At 72.0% G+C, this 16,353-nt stretch carries 10 protein-coding genes; 4 read left to right on the forward strand and 6 right to left on the reverse strand.

Going from position 1 to position 16,353, the window contains the following annotated elements; translation table 11 throughout:
- The first annotated feature begins 75 nt into the window (after nucleotides 1-75).
- Nucleotides 76-3,186 (forward strand): SseB family protein, encoded by a 3,111-nt coding sequence (locus ACFYWL_RS09515; protein ID WP_386969659.1) that lies wholly within the window; start codon nucleotides 76-78, stop codon nucleotides 3,184-3,186.
- Nucleotides 3,183-3,548 carry a hypothetical protein gene (locus ACFYWL_RS09520; protein ID WP_386969789.1) on the forward strand — a complete coding sequence of 122 codons (366 nt, stop codon included), beginning with the start codon at nucleotides 3,183-3,185 and terminating at the stop codon, nucleotides 3,546-3,548. The genes ACFYWL_RS09515 and ACFYWL_RS09520 overlap by 4 nt, the downstream gene beginning before the upstream one ends.
- 46 nt (nucleotides 3,549-3,594) lie before the next feature.
- Here the strand turns inward: ACFYWL_RS09520 and ACFYWL_RS09525 are convergent, their stop codons facing one another.
- From ACFYWL_RS09525 to acs, 4 genes are all read right to left on the reverse strand, one after another.
- Nucleotides 3,595-4,527 (reverse strand): alpha/beta fold hydrolase, encoded by a 933-nt coding sequence (locus tag ACFYWL_RS09525; RefSeq protein WP_386969662.1) that lies wholly within the window; start codon nucleotides 4,525-4,527, stop codon nucleotides 3,595-3,597.
- A gap of 110 nt (nucleotides 4,528-4,637) precedes the next feature.
- The gene (locus ACFYWL_RS09530) at nucleotides 4,638-7,070 is read right to left on the reverse strand and encodes an immune inhibitor A domain-containing protein (RefSeq protein ID WP_386969791.1); all 2,433 of its coding nucleotides are present in this window, start codon (nucleotides 7,068-7,070) and stop codon (nucleotides 4,638-4,640) included.
- A 333-nt stretch (nucleotides 7,071-7,403) separates the two neighbouring features.
- The gene (locus ACFYWL_RS09535) at nucleotides 7,404-10,196 is read right to left on the reverse strand and encodes an immune inhibitor A domain-containing protein (RefSeq protein WP_386969665.1); all 2,793 of its coding nucleotides are present in this window, start codon (nucleotides 10,194-10,196) and stop codon (nucleotides 7,404-7,406) included.
- Between the two features lie 260 nt (nucleotides 10,197-10,456).
- Nucleotides 10,457-12,421, reverse strand: a complete 1,965-nt coding sequence (gene acs / locus ACFYWL_RS09540; protein ID WP_386969668.1) for an acetate--CoA ligase — start codon at nucleotides 12,419-12,421, stop codon at nucleotides 10,457-10,459.
- A 213-nt stretch (nucleotides 12,422-12,634) separates the two neighbouring features.
- On the opposite strand from acs, the gene ACFYWL_RS09545 reads away from it, so the two are divergent.
- Nucleotides 12,635-13,381, forward strand: coding sequence for an oxidoreductase (locus tag ACFYWL_RS09545; RefSeq protein WP_386969669.1), 747 nt, complete (start codon nucleotides 12,635-12,637; stop codon nucleotides 13,379-13,381).
- Between the two features lie 59 nt (nucleotides 13,382-13,440).
- On the opposite strand, the gene ACFYWL_RS09550 is transcribed toward ACFYWL_RS09545, so the two are convergent.
- Nucleotides 13,441-14,244 (reverse strand): HAD family phosphatase, encoded by an 804-nt coding sequence (locus tag ACFYWL_RS09550; RefSeq protein ID WP_043961455.1) that lies wholly within the window; start codon nucleotides 14,242-14,244, stop codon nucleotides 13,441-13,443.
- 707 nt (nucleotides 14,245-14,951) lie between these two features.
- Nucleotides 14,952-15,152, reverse strand: a complete 201-nt coding sequence (locus ACFYWL_RS09555) for a hypothetical protein (RefSeq protein ID WP_386969672.1) — start codon at nucleotides 15,150-15,152, stop codon at nucleotides 14,952-14,954.
- A 107-nt stretch (nucleotides 15,153-15,259) separates the two neighbouring features.
- Between ACFYWL_RS09555 and ACFYWL_RS09560 the strand changes: the two genes are divergently transcribed.
- Complete coding sequence (locus ACFYWL_RS09560; RefSeq protein ID WP_386969675.1) at nucleotides 15,260-16,129, forward strand: aminoglycoside 6-adenylyltransferase; 870 nt, start codon at nucleotides 15,260-15,262, stop codon at nucleotides 16,127-16,129.
- Nucleotides 16,130-16,353 lie beyond the last annotated feature (224 nt).

Here is a 16,353-nt window from a genome sequence, read left to right on the forward strand (position 1 = left end):
AGCCATTGTGATCTTGTTACCACCTTGTAGGTTGTACGCGATGGCTATGGCCTGATTGCGGGAGGAGAGGTGGCCGTGACCGACTGGGAGCCGGCTACCGAGGCCGAAGCGGCGATGCGGGACGCCCTCCGCGCCAACGACCAGGAGCTCTACTTCCGGATCCTCGCCCGCACCGACCTGCTGTTGCCGGTCTCCGCCGAGGCGCTGGCCGGGCAGGTCCCGATGGGGTGGGGCACCTGGACCACCGGCGGCCGGACGCACGTGCTGGCCTTCACCTCGCCCGCCGCGCTGCGGGCCTGCCTCGGCGGCAGCACCGCGCCCAGCCGGCGCAGCGCGTACCCCGACCTCGCCGCCGAATGGCCCAACCACGAGTGGTGGCTGGCGGTCAACCCGGGGCTGCCCATCGAGGGCTACCTGCCCGCCTGGTTCGTCTCCCAGCTCTCCAGGGGCGACGTGCGGCTGCCCGGCCGCACCCTGGGTGCCCGCGCCCGCCTGGACCGCGTCGAGTCCGCCGCGAAGGCCCGCGCCACGGCGGTGGTCCCCGGCCGGGACGCGCCGGTGTCGCCCGCCCCCGGCCCGGCGGCCGTGGGCCCGCCGCCGGGCGCACCGGCCACCGGGCCCGCCGACGTCTCCGGTGCGCCCACCACCCGGCTCACCGTGTCGCCGCCGGCCCCGCCCCGTCCGCAGGGGACCGACCTTCCCCCGGCCCCGCCGCACCCGGACGGGCCGGGGGGCGTCCGCGCCCCCGCCGCCGGTGCCCCCAGCTCCGCCGGCACGGCCGACGGCGAGCCCGCTTCGGGCGGCTCGGCGTGGCTGAACGTCCCCCGGCGGCGACCGCCCGTGGAGGCGCCGCCGAGCGAGGCGACGCCGACCAGCAGCGGCCCACCCGCCGCCCCGCCGGGGCCACCCGGCCAGCCCACCTCCTTCTTCGAGCCGGCGTCGGGTCGCAGCCGTGCGGCCCGCGTGCTCGGCGAGCCCCGTCGTCCCGTCGAGCGGCCCACCCCGCAGTCCCGGGGCTTCGGCGGCGCTGGCCAGCCGTTCCCCCGGCGGCGTCCCGTGCCGGACCCACTCGCCGAGCAACCGACCCAGGCATTCCGTCCGCCCCCCGCTCCCGCCCCGGAGCCGCCGACGATGCCGATCAGCCGGGCCGGTGCGGCACCGGCGGCGTCGCCGGCCGAGGCATCCGGCCCGGCTGCGACCCACGACGAGCCGACCCGTCGCCTGCGTCCCGGCGGCGGCATGCCGCCCGTCGTGCCGCCCCGGACGTCGCCGGCCGACGAGCCGACCAGAGCCTTCCGGGCCGTGCCGCCCGGCGACGAGCCGACCCGTCCCTTCGCGCCGGCCGGCGGTGCGGCGGGCGGCCTCTTCGGCCCGGCGGGTGGCGCGGACGAGCCGACCCGCCCCCTCGGCACGACCGGTGCCGGGGTGGCGGAGAACGCGCCGCGTCGCGGTCCCGGGCCGGGGGCCGAGCAGGCGTTCGCGCGCCCCCGCCCCGGCGCGGCCGACGACGAGCCCACCCGGCCCCTGGCGGAGCGTCCCGGCCCCGCCCCGGCCGAGGAACTCGTCGAGGAGGTGACCGCCTCGATCGCCGAGCCGGTCTCCGGGCCGCCCGCGCCCCGCCAGTCCTTCTCCCCGATCGTCATCGAGGGCACGATCATCGAGGCGCGGGATCTGCCCGCACCGGCACCGGCGACCCCGCCGCACCCGGTCGCCTCGCCGGACGCGACGGTCGCGCTGAGTCCGGCGGTTTCGCCGGATGCGACGGTCGCGTTGAGCCCGGCGGTTTCGCCGGACGCCACCGTCCCGCTGGACACCGCGGTTCCGGCCGGGCCGGTTTCCGACCCGTCCGCCGCCGCGCCCGCCGACCCGGTGACCCTGCCCATCACCCTGGCCGGCTCCGCAGCCGCCGCCCCGCCCGTCGGCGGTGCCGACCCGGAGGCGACGGTGTCCCTGTTCACGCCGTCGAAGCGGCCCGCGCCGGACCCGTCGGCCGGGTCCGTCCTCCAGCCGAGCGCCCCCACCGATCCGGCCCCACCCGCGCCCGCCCCGCCGGCGTCGACCGGCGTGCCCGCACCGGCCGACGGTGCCGCACCGGCCGGAGAGCCCGCGGTCGCCGACGAGCCCGCGGTCGCCGACGAGCCCGCGGTCGCCGGCGCTGCCGTTGCGGAGCAGTTTCCGGATCCGGATCCGGCGCCCGTCGCGCCGCCCGCCCCCGAGTTCCGGCCGGCGAACGAGGTCGAGGAGGACCTGCTCGCCGCCGCCGGCACCGGCAGCACCGACACCTTCCTGTCCACCCTGCTGCTGGCCCGGGTGCTGCTCCCGGTGGCACCCGACTCGGCCGACGGCAGCCGGCCCGGCGAGCCGGGCTTCGTGTGGCGCACCGAGCGGCTCGACGGCGAGCGGTACGTCGTGGTCTACACCTCCCCGGAGCGGATGGCCGACCACGCCGACGGTCCGGTGGAGACCGTGTCGGTCAAGTTCGCCCAGCTCATCCGCCGCTGGCCGGACGACGCCTGGTCGTTCGCGGTGAACCCGAACACCCCGGTGGGCGCGAAGCTGCCCGGGGAGCAGATCGTCGCGCTGGCGAACTGGGCCGCCGACGTGGGGCTCGGCGACGACGTCGAGAGCGAGCCGGAGCCGCAGCCGGCGGTCGGCGCGTCGGCCGGGGCGTCCCGGCAGGTGCCGCCGCCGGTCGACCCGAACCGGCCGGTGGTGATGCAGAAGGCCGTCGCCCCCAGCCAGCTCTCCTACTATCTGGAGCGCGGCTACGACCGGGTCTCCGGCTTCGTGCACCGGGCCAGCGAGCTGGCCCACCTGAACACCCCGGCCAAGCTGCACGACGCGCTCGGCCTGAGCCACCCCGGCTCGCCGTTCTCGCGGGACGCGGAGGAGATCTACGTCCTGCGCTGGCCCGCCCATCGGCCGAGCCTCTACCGCATTCCGTACGGCGGGCAGAACGAGGGCGCCATGCGGGCCATGGAGGGCTGGGTCATCGAACGTCCGCCGTTCCGGGGCAACGGCTTCGCGCCGGGGGACAGCAGCGACGTGGTGGCCGAGTTCAAGGTGGACAGCGCCCGGCTGCCGCACGGCGCGCAGCTCTGGCGGATCGGGGCGGACGGCACCGAACGGGTGGTCGCGACCCTGGACACGGACGCGCTGCTGTGGCGTCGGGCCGGTGATGGCTGATGCGCGACGGCTACGTGGCCCGCTGGCGGGGCCGGGAATACCAGGCCAGCCCCGACGGCGACGACGTGCGGCTCTACCAGCCCGAGCCCGGCGAGGGGTTCGAGGAGATCCGCCCCGGCCGCTACGTCCGGGTGCTGCCGGCCGCCGAGGTGGAGGAGCTGGCGTACGTGCGGACCACCTGCACGTGGCAGGGCCAGCCGTTCATCGTCCTCGCCGAGCACGACGGCTGGCTGCGGGTCGAGTACACGGGTGGCCGGTGGCCGGTGGCGCAGGCGATGGGGCTGGAGGTCTTCGACTTCGGGGTCTATCAGGGCTGGGCCCCGGCCGGCGCGGTCGCCGACCTGCGCGAGCAGCGGCTCTGACCCGACCGGCGGCCGGGTCGGGAGCCGGGGCCGGGGCGGGACCGGCTCAGGACTTCGCCCAGCGCAGGATCTCGCCGAGCACCACGTCCCGCGCCTCGACGTGCGGGAAGTGGCCGACGTCGTCCAGCAGCCGCCACTCGTAGGGGGCCGTCACGTAGCGGCCGGAGCCCTGGGCGGTGCGCGGCAGGGACGCGACGTCCAACGCGCCGTGCAGTTGCAGGGTCGGGGTGACCAGGGGCTTCTGCATCAGCCGTACGAACCGGTAGCCGTGCAGCCGCAGCACCGACCGGAACGCCCAGCGGTAGCCCTCCAGCGCGCAGAACGCGGCCTGCGGGATCCGCATCGCCTCCCGGCAGCGCCGGGCGTACGCGGCGAAGTCGGGGCCGTCGACCCAGCGGGGGCCGCCCCAGCGGCGCAGCATCTCCTCGACGGCCGCCGCGTCGTCGCGGGTGAGCACGTGCTCGTAGCGGGGAAGCTGGAACTTCAGGGCCGGGGTGGCGGCGGCGAACTGGCCGCGCGGGTCGGCGAAGATCGCGGCCCGCAGCCGCAGGGGGTGGGGCGCGCCGAGCACGACGAGCCGGCGGACCAGCGACGGGTGGAACGAGGCGGCGGTCCAGCCGATCAGGCCGCCGGCGCCGGTGCCGACGACGGTGGCGGAGCGTTCGCCGAGGCCCCGGATCAGGCCGGCGACGTCGGCGGCGAGGGTGTAGCCGTCGTACCCCCGGGGCGGCTTGTCGCTGGCCCCGTAGCCGCGCAGGTCGACCGCGACGGCCCGGAACCCGGCGTCGGCGACGGCCGGCAGCACGTCGTGCCACGCCCACCAGTGCTCGGGGAAGCCGTGCAGGAGGAGCACCATCGGGCCGGTGCCGGCCTCGACGACGTGGAAGCGGCTGCCGTTGGCCCCGACGAACCGGTGCGTCCACGGCCCTTCGGTCAGGACGCAGGACTCGTCGACGGCCCCGCCGCGCTGCTCGGTCATGACCCCAGCCTAGGACCCCGGAGCACCGGGGCGGAAAGGGCGATGCCCGGGCAGGTGGCCCGCCCGGGCATCGCGGTGGAACGGTCGATCAGCTCATGCCGATCTGTGGATCAGGAGAAGCGGACCTTGATCGAGGTGCCGTTCTGCTCCAGCACCTTGATCTTGGTGCCGGTGGCCGGGACCTTGACGCCGTGGTTCGGCAGCTCCGGGAACCAGTACTGCTTGGTGTCGTCGAACAGCGGCTGCGCGGCCTGACCCCGGATGTACTGGGCCTGCCCGTTGATGTGCAGCGTGAACGAGTCCGCCTTCTTCGTGCTGAACGGCGCGTCGTACACCTGGACCCGGGCCCGCCACGGGTTGCCGGTCAGGTTGTAGATCGGCTGCGGACGCGAGTCGATGATCATGTTGCGACCCTCGCCCGGGTGCTCGAACGTGTCGTTGTCCGCGAACCGGAGGTTCCAGTACGAGATCAGCAGGCCCTCCTGGTACGCGTAGTGGTCCACGTAGTCCGGGCGGGTGTTGCCGTAGCCGAAGTAGTACGGGCCGGTCTTGAGGTACTGGTCGTACGAGACGTACGACCGGTGGCCGGCGATGTAGTAGTTGTCGAAGAGCCGGGTGTAGGACGCCTCGACGATGCTCCAGCCCTTGGCCGCCCAGTCGCCGGTGCCGCTCTCGGCGCCGTCGCTGGCCAGCGTCTGGCCGTCGGCGGTGACGGTGATGTTGTCACCGAAGAAGCCGCCCTCGGCCACGCCACCGTCGGTGATGTAGTGGAAGCGGAACTGGATGCTCTTGCCGGTCAGGGCGTTGAGCGGGATGTTGATGTCGGTCCACGCGCCGTTGCTGCTGCCGCTGAGGCCCGGCGTCGGGTCGGTGCTGGACACCGGCGGGATCGCCTTGCCGTTCACGGTGCCGGGCAGCGCGTTCCAGGTGGTGCCGCCGTCGGTCGACGCCTCGAAGAAGAGGTAGTCGTAGCCGGACTCGATGTCGAACCGGCCCTTGAGCGACAGCGCCGCCGACGTCTTCCCGGTCAGGTCGATCGTCCTGGTCAGGGTGTTGTCCAGGTCGTCGTCGTTGCCGGAGAAGAACTGCTTGCTGCCCTCGAACGGCGCGCCGTAGTCGAAGGTGTATTCCCGCTGCGGCAGGACCACCACGGCGGCCTGCGGCTTGGCCGTGTTGTATTCCTGCGGGCCGAGCTCCAGGGTCTTCTTCTGGCCGGCCTTGACCACCTCGTAGTCGAGCCAGCCGAGCTGGAGCTTGTTCCAGGCGCCGAGGTCGCCGCCGCGCTCGCCGATGCCGGCGTCGTTCTTGGCGGAGAGCCGGCTCTGGGCCATCAGGGTCCAGTGCTCGTTGTTGTTGTCGCCGCCGTTGAGGTTGTTGTAGTCGTCCGGCAGGCCCAGGTCGTGAGCGTACTCGTGGTAGAAGACGCTCCGGCCGCCGTTCTCCGGCTGGATGGTGTAGTCGCGGATCCAGACGCCGGTGTTGCCGATCTGGGTGCCGCCGATCGGGAAATTCGCCGGGCCGGTGCGCGACGTGTTGTACGCCGACCAGCGGTGGCTCCAGATGGCGTCCTCACCCTGGTGCGGGTCGCCGTCGGCCTGGTCGCCGCCGGAGTGGACGATTTGGAAGTGGTCGATGTAGCCGTCCGGCTCGTTGAAGTCGCCGTCGCCGTCGTAGTCGAACCGGTCCCACTGGTCGTAGGACTGCATGTCGGCCTTGATCTGGGCGTCGGTGCGGCCCTTGGCCTTCTGGTCGGCGACCCACTGGTTGGCGGCGTCGCGGACCAGGTCCCAGGTGTTCTGGCAGATGTTGTCCGCGCAGACCGCCGGGTCGTTGGCCGGGTTGTCGGTGTCGTCGTCCGCGATCGGGTCGTCGGAGCGGCCGTAGCGGGCCGCGTTGTACTTGACCTTCACCCAGTCGGTGACCATGCCGTCGACGCTGTAGCGCCCGGACGACTGGGCCTCGTAGTACTGCTTGAGCGACTCGTCGCCCTGCCCGGTGCCGAAGTACAGCTTGCGGAAGTAGTCCGCGCTGTAGTCGGCCTGCCACACGGTCGAGTTGTCCACCGACCGGTTGGGCTGGGGGATCTCGTTGTGCAGCGGCCCGTCGAAGGTGGTCGGCCCGGCGATGTCCGGGTTGATGTCCTTGTCCGGGTAGGCGGGGTCCCGCTCGTCGCCGAACTCGGCGAGGATGACGAAGATCTTGTCGGTGCGCTCCCGGGACAGCTCGACGTACTGGTCCTTCTGGCCCTTCTTGGCGCTGCGCGCGCCGGCCGCGGAGGCCGCGCCGCCGGCGGTCTTGCCGACCTTGACGACGGTGCTGCCGTTGATCTTCTGGGCCTTGGCCCGGCCGGAGAGGACCTCGCTGAGGCCCTCCTGGCGGAGCGCGCGGCGCTTGTCCTCGAGCTTGTCCGGCAGATCGTGATCCGCTGGGGCCTTCTCGGCGGCCGACGGGGCGGCCGTCGGGACCTTCGCGGTCGGCGCCGCGTTGGCGGTGGTGGCAACCACCAGGCCCGTCGCCGTCAACGAAAGCCCGAGCAGACCCACTGCGACTTTCCGCACGTGGTACCTCCGGTGTGAGGGAACCGGCCCAACGGGGGTAGGAGCCGGTGAGTCGTCCCGACTGTGGGACCAATGGTGAACATAGAGTCTCCCGGGACGGGTGGGAAGATGCGTACGTCGATTTGTTGCAAACTTTTGTTGGGAACGCTTTTCACCGTCACACCGATCGCCTTCGCCGGCCCGCTGAGCAGCGCGGACGCCCGACCATGAATTGCAGCGACGAATTTCGATGGGTGTGGTCCGACATATGCGGAAGGGGCCGGTGGCGGCGACGCCACCGGCCCCTTCGTTGATCTTCCGATCAGTTGCGGCCCGTCGTCACGGGGTCGCCGCGGTCACCTTCACCGTGGCGACGGAGTTGTTCCCCGTGGCCTTCTTGACCGTCAGCGAGACACCGTAGGCGACGCCCGCGTCACCGGGGTTGCCGGTGCCCAGGACGATCGCCCCGCCACCCAGGGTGACCCCGTAGAACGAGGGCGCCGGGGTGCCGTCCGGGTTGACCACCCGGGTCGTGTACTGCGCGTTGCCGCGCGACGGCAGCACCACGGAGGCGTCGCTGTCCCGCGCGTACGGCGAGCCGTCCCGGATCTCGATGCCCGGGTACCAGCCCTTGGAGTCGGTGAACTGCGGCACCGCCGGCTGCGCCGGGAAGTTCGTGCAGTACTCGCTGTACGGCTCGTCCGCCGCCTCCAGGCACTCCTTGAAGGAGTACGTCTTCTTCAGGCCGAACGCCGCGTTCGACGACTGGGGCCGGCTGGGCAGGTTGTCCAGCACCGACGGGTCCTTCTCGGCCGCCGTGCCCTGCCGCCGCAGCGGGTCGAAGTGCGAGTCGACGATCAGCAGGCCGCCCTTGGCGCCGTAGCTCGGCAGGGCGGTCAGCTGGCCGGTGACGTGGTTGACGTCGCCCAGCGCGGTGTCGCGGTACCAGACCAGCATGCCCGGGGCGTTGTAGGAGATCCGGTCGACCTTCCACGCCTCGTGCGAGTACACCGTGTCGTACGCGTACTTCAGGCCCTCGTCGAAGCCGTCGAAGTTACGCCACTCGGCCAGGTAGTAGTGCGCCCGGACCTCGGTGCCCGAGTTGGTCTTCCAACCCGCGCCGGTGGTGTCGGTGAAGCTGCCGCCCGTGGCGGTCCAGCCGTTCGCGCCGCCCTCGACGTCGTCGCTCCAGGTGGTGGCGCCGCCGCCGGTGACCGAGAAGTCGTCGGCGAACCAGCCGCGCTCCACGAACGCCTCGTCGGTGGCCTGCCGCAGCCGCAGCTGCACGGTCTGCCCCGCGTACGCCGACAGGTCGACGTAGTCGTGCCGCCAGCCGCCGGAGGAGCCGGTCAGGCCGTACTTCTTGCCGCCGAAGTCGGCCATCCGGCCGTTCGGGTCGGCGTAGTTGTCCGGCGTGGTGACCACGGCGCCGTTCGCGTCGTAGACCTTCTGCTCGGACCAGGTGGCCCCGCCGTCGGTGGAGAGCTCGACGAAGCCGTAGTCCCAGTCCTCCTCGATGATGTAGTTGTTCCACATCCAGAACTTGGCGTCGGCGGCCGAGGGCACGCTCACCGAGCGGCTCAGCTTGACGTCCGCCCAGTTCTGGTCGGCCCCGCTGTGCCACATCTTCGACCCGCTGTGCGGGGTGGCCAGGGTGATCACCTTGTCCGGCAGGTCCACCTTGATGCCGTCGGCCGTGCCGACCGGCGTGCGGGAGGTCTGCCCGAGCTTGATGGTGCGCGGCGAAGAACCGGGGGCGACCGTCACCGGGTCGGCCCAGCCGAGCACCCACTTGTCCCAGATGCCCATGTGGGTGGGCAGCGCCTGGAAGATCTCGCCGCTGTGCGACCCGGAGGCCATCAGGTCCCAGAAGTCCACGTCGGAGTCGGCGTTGCCGGACGTGTCGTAGAGGTCCGGCAGGCCCAGGTCGTGCCCGTACTCGTGGGCGAACACGCCGACGCCGGCGTCCTCCGGCTGCACGATGTAGTTCGACACCTTGAGCTGCGTGCCGGGGATGGTGTAGCCGCCCGGAACGGTCGAGGAGTGCGCCCACACCGCGTACGTGCCCTCGGCGCCGCCGCCGCGGGACTTGCCCTGGCCGGCGTGCACCAGCACCAGGTGGTCGATCACCCCGTCGGGCTCGAAGAGGTTGCCGTCGCCGTCGCGGTCGCTCTGGTCCTCGATGTCGTAGTCGGCCCACGGGAAGTTCGGGTCCATGGCGGCCAGCGCGTCGATCGCGTCCGTGGCCAGCCGGCCCGCCCCGGCCGGGTTGTCCGGGTGGCCGTTCATCGCCTGCTCACGCCCGGCGACCCAGTTGCCGTTCTCGTCCTGGAAGCAGCGCGACGCCGCGTACCAGCCCTCCGAGTGCGGCACGGTGATCCACGGGCTGGCCTGCCCGTCCACCGTGTACGCGCCCTTGGACATCTCCAGGTACATGTTGTGCATGGTCCGGCCGGCGAGGCTGATGCCGTTCTTGCCGTCCGGGCCCTTCAGGTCCTTGCGGACCCGCTCGGTGATGCCCGTCTTCGTGTAGAGCATCTTGTTGTAGTGGGCCGGCGAGAAGTCCGGCACCCACATCGAGTTGTTGTCCTTGTGCGGCAGGCTCGCCGGGTTAGGGATGTTGTTGTGCTTCGGCCCGTTCTGCACCGTGCCGGGGACGCACGTCCGGTCCTCGAAGACCGTCTTCGGCACCATCGTGCCGGTGAAGTCGTCGTTGGCCTGGTCGTTGAACTCCACCAGCAGGGTGAGCAGCTTCGCCTTCTGGGTGGTCGGGGCCTTCTTGATCCACCGGGGGCTCTTGCCGGAGCGGATCGACTGGGCCTCCAGCTTCGCCAGCTGCTTGGCGGTCGTCGGGTTGCCCGCGGCGTACTTGCGGTCGTAGGCCCGTGCCTCGTCCGCCGGCGTGGTGTACACGCCGTCGGCGCCCTTGACCTCCTTGCCTGCGGTGTCCGGCTGCACCTCGGGCTCGGCGTAGTTGATGTAGTGCTCGTCCGCCCCGATCGTGGCAGGAGCCGGGCCGGACGTCTCGGCCGACGCGGTCCCCGTCACGGTCAGTGACGTGGCCGCGAGGGCGATGGCGGGCAGCGCGACGAGTAGGCGTCGGCGCGACCGTCGTTGCGGAATCATGTGCATGCCGCTCCGTTTCTCGGGCATGGGCGTGGAGCCGGCCGGCGCGCACGGCAGAGACGTCCGTCGAACCGACCGATGCGGCTGAACCTATAAGGAGAAACAACCCTTCCGACAGGGGGTGGCGTCCCCTGTGTCCGTTCAGCCGGTGCCCCTCAGCCGACCGACCGAGATTTTCCGGTCACGCACCGTTTGCGCGACCGCGCAGACGCGGAGGGTGGCGGCCCGCGCGGGGCCCGCCACCCTCCGAAGGGGTACGCCTGCCGTCAGTCCTCGTCGGACTTGCCGCCGCCCATCCCCGAGGAGATCAGCTCCATCACCGAGGAGTCCTGGAGGGTGGTCACGTCGCCCAGCGACCGGTTCTCCGCGACGTCCCGCAGCAGCCGGCGCATGATCTTGCCGGAGCGGGTCTTCGGCAGCTCCGGCACCAGCATGATCTGCCGCGGCTTGGCGATCGGGCCGAGCGTCCGCGCCACGTGGTTGCGCAGGTCGGAGATCAACTGCTCGCCCGCCTCGCCGGCCGTGTCGACCGAGCCGCGCGGGATCGCGAACGCCACGATCGCCTGCCCCGTGGTCGGGTCGGTCGCCCCCACCACCGCCGCCTCCGCCACCGACGGGTGCGACACCAGCGCCGACTCCACCTCCGTGGTGGAGATGTTGTGGCCCGACACCAGCATCACGTCGTCCACCCGGCCCAGCAGCCAGATGTGCCCGTCGTCGTCCTTCTTCGCCCCGTCCCCGGCGAAGTACATGCCCTCGAACCGCGACCAGTACGTCTCGACGAACCGGCTGTCGTCGCCCCAGATCGTGCGCAGCATCGACGGCCACGGCTCGCGCAGCACCAGGTAACCGCCGCCGCCGTTCGGCACCGACTTGCCCTGGTCGTCCACCACGTCCGCCACGACGCCCGGCAGCGGGGTCATCGCCGAACCCGGCTTGGTCTCGGTGACCCCGGGCAGCGGCGAGATCATGATCGCCCCCGTCTCGGTCTGCCACCAGGTGTCCACGATCGGCAGCTCACCCCGGCCCACGTGCTGCCTGTACCACATCCACGCCTCGGGGTTGATCGGCTCGCCGACGCTGCCCAGCAGCCGCAGCGAGGACAGGTCGTGCCCGGCGGGGATGTCCTCGCCCCACTTCATCATCGTGCGGATCAACGTCGGGGCGGTGTAGAGGATGCTCACCTTGTACTTGTCGACGATCTCCCAGAACCGGCCCTTGTGCGGGGTGTCCGGCGTGCCCTCGTACATGACCTGGGTGACGCCGTTGGCCAGCGGCCCGTACACGATGTAGGAGTGCCCCGTCACCCAGCCGATGTCGGCGGTGCACCAGTAGACGTCCGTCTCCGGCTTCAGGTCGAACACCGCGTGCGCCGTGTACGCCGCCTGCGTCAGGTAGCCGCCCGTGGTGTGCAGGATGCCCTTCGGCCGGGCCGTCGTGCCCGAGGTGTAGAGGATGAACAGCGGGTGCTCGGCGTCGAACGGCTGCGCGGCGTGCTCCGCCGACGCGGTCTCCACCGTCTCGTGCCACCAGTGGTCCCGCTCCGACCAGGCGACCTCCTCACCGGTGCGGCGGACCACCAGCACGTGCTCCACCGACGGGCACTTCGCCACCGCCTCGTCCACGGTCGGCTTCAGCGCCGACGGCTTGCCCCGGCGGTACCCACCGTCGGCGGTGATCACCACCTTGGCCGTGGCGTCGGAGATGCGGTTGCTCAGCGAGTCGGCGGAGAAGCCGCCGAAGACCACGCTGTGCGTCGCGCCGATGCGGGCGCACGCCAGCATCGCCACCGCCGCCTCCGGCACCATCGGCAGGTAGATCGCCACCCGGTCGCCGGCCACCACGCCCAGGTCGGTCAGGGCGTTCGCCGCCTGGCAGGTCATCCGGTGCAGGTCGGCGTACGTGATGGTGCGGGTGTCGCCCGGCTCGCCCTCCCAGTGGATCGCCACCCGGTCGCCGTTGCCCGCCTCCACGTGCCGGTCGAGGCAGTTGTACGCCACGTTCAGCCGGCCGCCGACGAACCACCTCGCGAACGGCGGGTTCGACCAGTCGAGCACCTGCTCCCACTGCTGCGCCCAGGCCAGCCGCCCGGCCTGCCGCTCCCAGAACGCCAGCCGGTCGGCGGCGGCCTCGGCGTACGCGTCGGCGGTCACGTTGGCGTTGGCGGCGAGTGCGGCCGGCGGCGGGAACTGCCGCGTCTCGTTCAGCAAGTTGGCCAGTGCCTCGCTCATGCCGTGACTCCCTCGTCGCTCGCGTGACCTGCGTCTCCTACCCCCGCAGAGGTTAGCCGGGGCGGCCGGAGGCCGCGACAGCTCCCCGAACCCACGCGCGCCGAGCGGCCCCCGCCACGCGCCGAGCTGCAAGGAAGGGCCCCCTGTTAACGCATACGGTAGAGAAGGGTCCCCTTCTTACCGCCCGTTCCCGCAGGTGGCTAGCGTGGCAGCGTGACCGCTGATCCGCTCGCGCCCCTGCTCGCGCTCGCCGACGTCGCCCCCGCCGCCGAGCGGGCCCGCGACCGGGTCGACCAGGCGATGCGGCACCGCGCGCTGCGCCGGCACGGCGGCCAGGTCGCGGCCGAGGTCAGCCTCCGCTCCGCCGTGGCCAGCGCCGCCCTGGAGGGGTACGCCCACGACCGCGAGTCCGTCCGGGCCGGCACGGTCACCGACCCGGTGAGCCAGGGCGCGCTGCGGGTCGCCGGGGCGCTGCTCGGCCTGACCGAGCGCTGGCCGACCTCGCCCCGGCAGGTCCTCGCCCGGCTGCACGTGCTCGCCGCGCGGGACGTCGTACCCGAAAACGAGCTGGGGCGGCCGGTGGCCGACCCGGTGGTCGCCGCCCGGCTCGACGGCCTGGCCGGGCTCGTCGCCGGCGGCACCGCCGTGCCCCCGCTCGTGCTCGCCGCCGTCGTGCACGGCGAGCTGCTCAACCTGCGCCCGTTCGCCGGGCCGTCCGGCCTGGTGGCCCGGGGAGCCGCCCGGCTCGTCCTGATGTCCACCGGTTTCGACCCCCGCGGGCTCGTCGGCGTCGACGTCGGCCACCGCGAGCGCGAACCCGAGTACGTCGGCGCGGCCGGGGCGTTCGCCACCGGCACCCCCGACGGGCTGCGCTCCTGGCTGCGGCACTACATGGCCGCCGTCGAACTCGGCGCCGACCAGCTCACCGCCGTCGGCGACGAGATCCTCGCCGCCGCCTGAACCGGCTGGCTGACCCGGCTGGCCTGGCCGGGCCGCCCTGACCGGTCGCGGGCCGCCCGTCAGGCCACGGGGGTGGTGCGCGTGCGGCGGTGCCGGCCGTACCAGGCGATGCCGATCGCCACCCCGACGCCGACGCCCAGCGCCGCCGCGGCGACCGGCACCGCCGGGCGCTCCCGCAGCCGGCGGCCCAGCGGGATCGGGTGCCGGAACTCCAGCACCGGCCAGGCGTTCTCGGTGGCCAGCCTGCGCAGCGCCCGATCCGGGTTGACCACCGACGGGTGCCCCACGCACTCCAGCAGCGGCCGGTCGCTCATCGAATCGGAGTACGCGTACGAGTCGGCCAGGTCGTAGCCGCGCAGCCGGGCCAGCTCGCTGACCGCCTCGACCTTGCTCGGACCGGCCGCGTAGAACTCCACCTCGCCGCTGTACCGGCCGTCCGCCACCGCCATCCGGGTGGCGATCACGTCGGTCACCCCGAGCAGCTCGCCGATCGGCCGGACCATCTCCTCCCCGGAGGCGGAGACCAGCACGACGTCCCGCCCGGCGGCCTGGTGCTCCTCGATGAGGGCCGCCGCCTCGGCGTACACGTAGGGGTTGATCAGCTCGTGCAGTGTCTCCGCGACGATCTGGCGGACCTGCTCCACCTGCCAGCCCTTGCACAGCGCGGCCAGGTAGTCCCGGGTCTTGGCCATGGTCTGCTCGTCGGTGCCGCCCAGCCGGAACATCAGCTGCGCGTACGCCGACTTCACCACGTCCCGCCGGGTGATCAGCCCATCCCGGTAGAACGGCCGACCAAACGCCAAGGCGCTCGACTTGGCGATGACGGTCTTGTCCAGATCGAAAAAAGCGGCACTTCGGCCCACGGCGCGAAAGTCTATCCGGATGGTCTATGGTCGGCGGGTGCCTGGGGTACGGACTCCGGCCCGGCCCCTACGGCAACCTCCTCCACCCCCTGCCATCAGTGACGGCGGTCACACTCTCCGGCCATGATTTCGCAGGGAGTGGAGGCGACACCACTCGACGTATACCGGTTTGCTCAGGCATGCTTGGTCTTGCGACGCACATTCGCGTTGTCGTACGACAGCAGGCCCTCGGCGATCGCACCCCCCGTGACCGCCGAGCCGGTTCGGCTCAACCCCCCCGGAGCCGAACCTCCCGACGACCCCCGTCTCCCCCCGACGGGGGTCGTCCCTTTCCCGGTTCCGTTCCGGGCCAGGTGGAGGCGACCCCGGTGATCCATGGCCGCACCGGCCCGTCCGACAGGAGTAGGCGGTCGTCCGCGTTGCTGGGAGCTAGGAGACGTCGAAGAGGCGAAGGCCGTCGTACTCGGCGAAGTCGGCGTAGTCCTTGCCGTTGAACGTCGCCAACGGCAGCCGGTCGACCAGGCAGCACGCCGCAATCTCAGCCAGCTTGCGTGGCTCCCCAGTTCCGCAGCGCGGTCCACTTGGTCAGCTCCCCGAGCGTCACGAAGGTGATGCAGAGGGTCTTACCGGCCAGGCGAGTACGGAGACGGTCAGGCAGCCGCCCCCGAGGATTGCCGACGCTACGTCGGTGTCCAGGACGACCAAGCTCACGCGACGCCAGCCCGCCGGGAGGCGTAAAGGTCGGCGAGGAAGTCATCCAACTCCTCGTCCGACTCGAACAGGCCGGGCCGCGCCAGGTCGTCGACGGAGGCGACTGGCCGAATTCCCTGGCGACGCGCCAGCTCCTCAGCCGGCACGTGCTCAGCAGTCGGCCACTCGGGCACCTGCTCAGCGCTACTCGACGTCACAGCTCACCTCCTGCGTCCCGAACCATCGTCTATTCTCGCGCCTCCGACGTCGAGGCGGCGCACGTCGTGAGTGCCTCCGGCCGGCGCTGTCGGGCGATCGATTGCCCATGCTGGCTGCGACCGTGAACGCTGCCGTGGTGGACAACGTCGAGAGCTTGCTGGCCGCCATCCAACTGTGGGCTCAACAGCGGCACGACATCCATGCCGTGCTGGTGGTCGGATCTCACGCCCGCACGTGCGTTCCAGCGGATCAGTGGTCCGACATCGACGTCGTCCTCGTGGTCGACGATCCGACGACCTACGCGACCGACGGTAGCTGGCTGGCAACGTTCGGTCGGCCGTTGCTGACCTTCACCGAATCCACTGCGGTCGGGGGGTTCATCGAGCGGCGAGTGCTCTTTGACACCGGGCAGGACGTCGACTTCGCGCTGCTGCCGTCAGGCGCGGCGGAGCAGATCGGTGCGGATCCCGAGGCCGCCGCAGTGTTGCGCCGAGGGTTCCGGGTGCTGGCCGACAAGGTCGACCTAGAGCGGAAGCTGCCGGGTGTCGGCGCCCCGGTGCCGCCGACCCCGCCCGATGCCGCTGCATTCGGGCACCTGACCCACGACTTCTGGTATCACGCGCTGTGGACCGCCAAGAAGCTGCGACGGGGCGAGATCTGGACCGCCAAGGAATGCTGCGACTGCTACCTGAAGACTCTGCTGGTCAAGCTGCTCGCGTGGCATGCCCGGGCGTCGCATCCGCAGGTGGACACGTGGCATGGCGGACGGTTTCTTGAACGGTGGGCCGACCGGCACGCCCTCCACGGCCTCCGCAGCGCTTATGCCAGCTACGATGCGGCCGATGTCGCCCGCGCCCTGTGGGCGACCGTCAACCTGTTCGAACGACTTGAGCGCGAGTGCGCCGAGCGTCTCGGGCTGGAGCTCACCGTTGCCCACCATGCGATCCGGGAGCACCTTCGTATGGTGCTCGCGTAGGCCAGGAGCACCGGGAAGTCGGCATCCCTCGACAGGGGTCGCCCCTGTTCCCTGGGGCGTCCGCAACCCACGGTCCGAAAGCCGACTCTCCGCCGTCGCCCGGGCGTCCCGCCGCTGGTGGGAGAGCCCTCCGTCCCCTGACGCCCTACGTAGCGGGCCCGCAACGGTGTGGCGTCACCCGAGGTGCGTTCGTACTCTGTTCGGGACGTGCGTCGATGCTGGGG

Source organism: Micromonospora sp. NPDC002575 (genome assembly GCF_042889525.1).
Lineage (GTDB): Bacteria > Actinomycetota > Actinomycetes > Mycobacteriales > Micromonosporaceae > Micromonospora > Micromonospora carbonacea.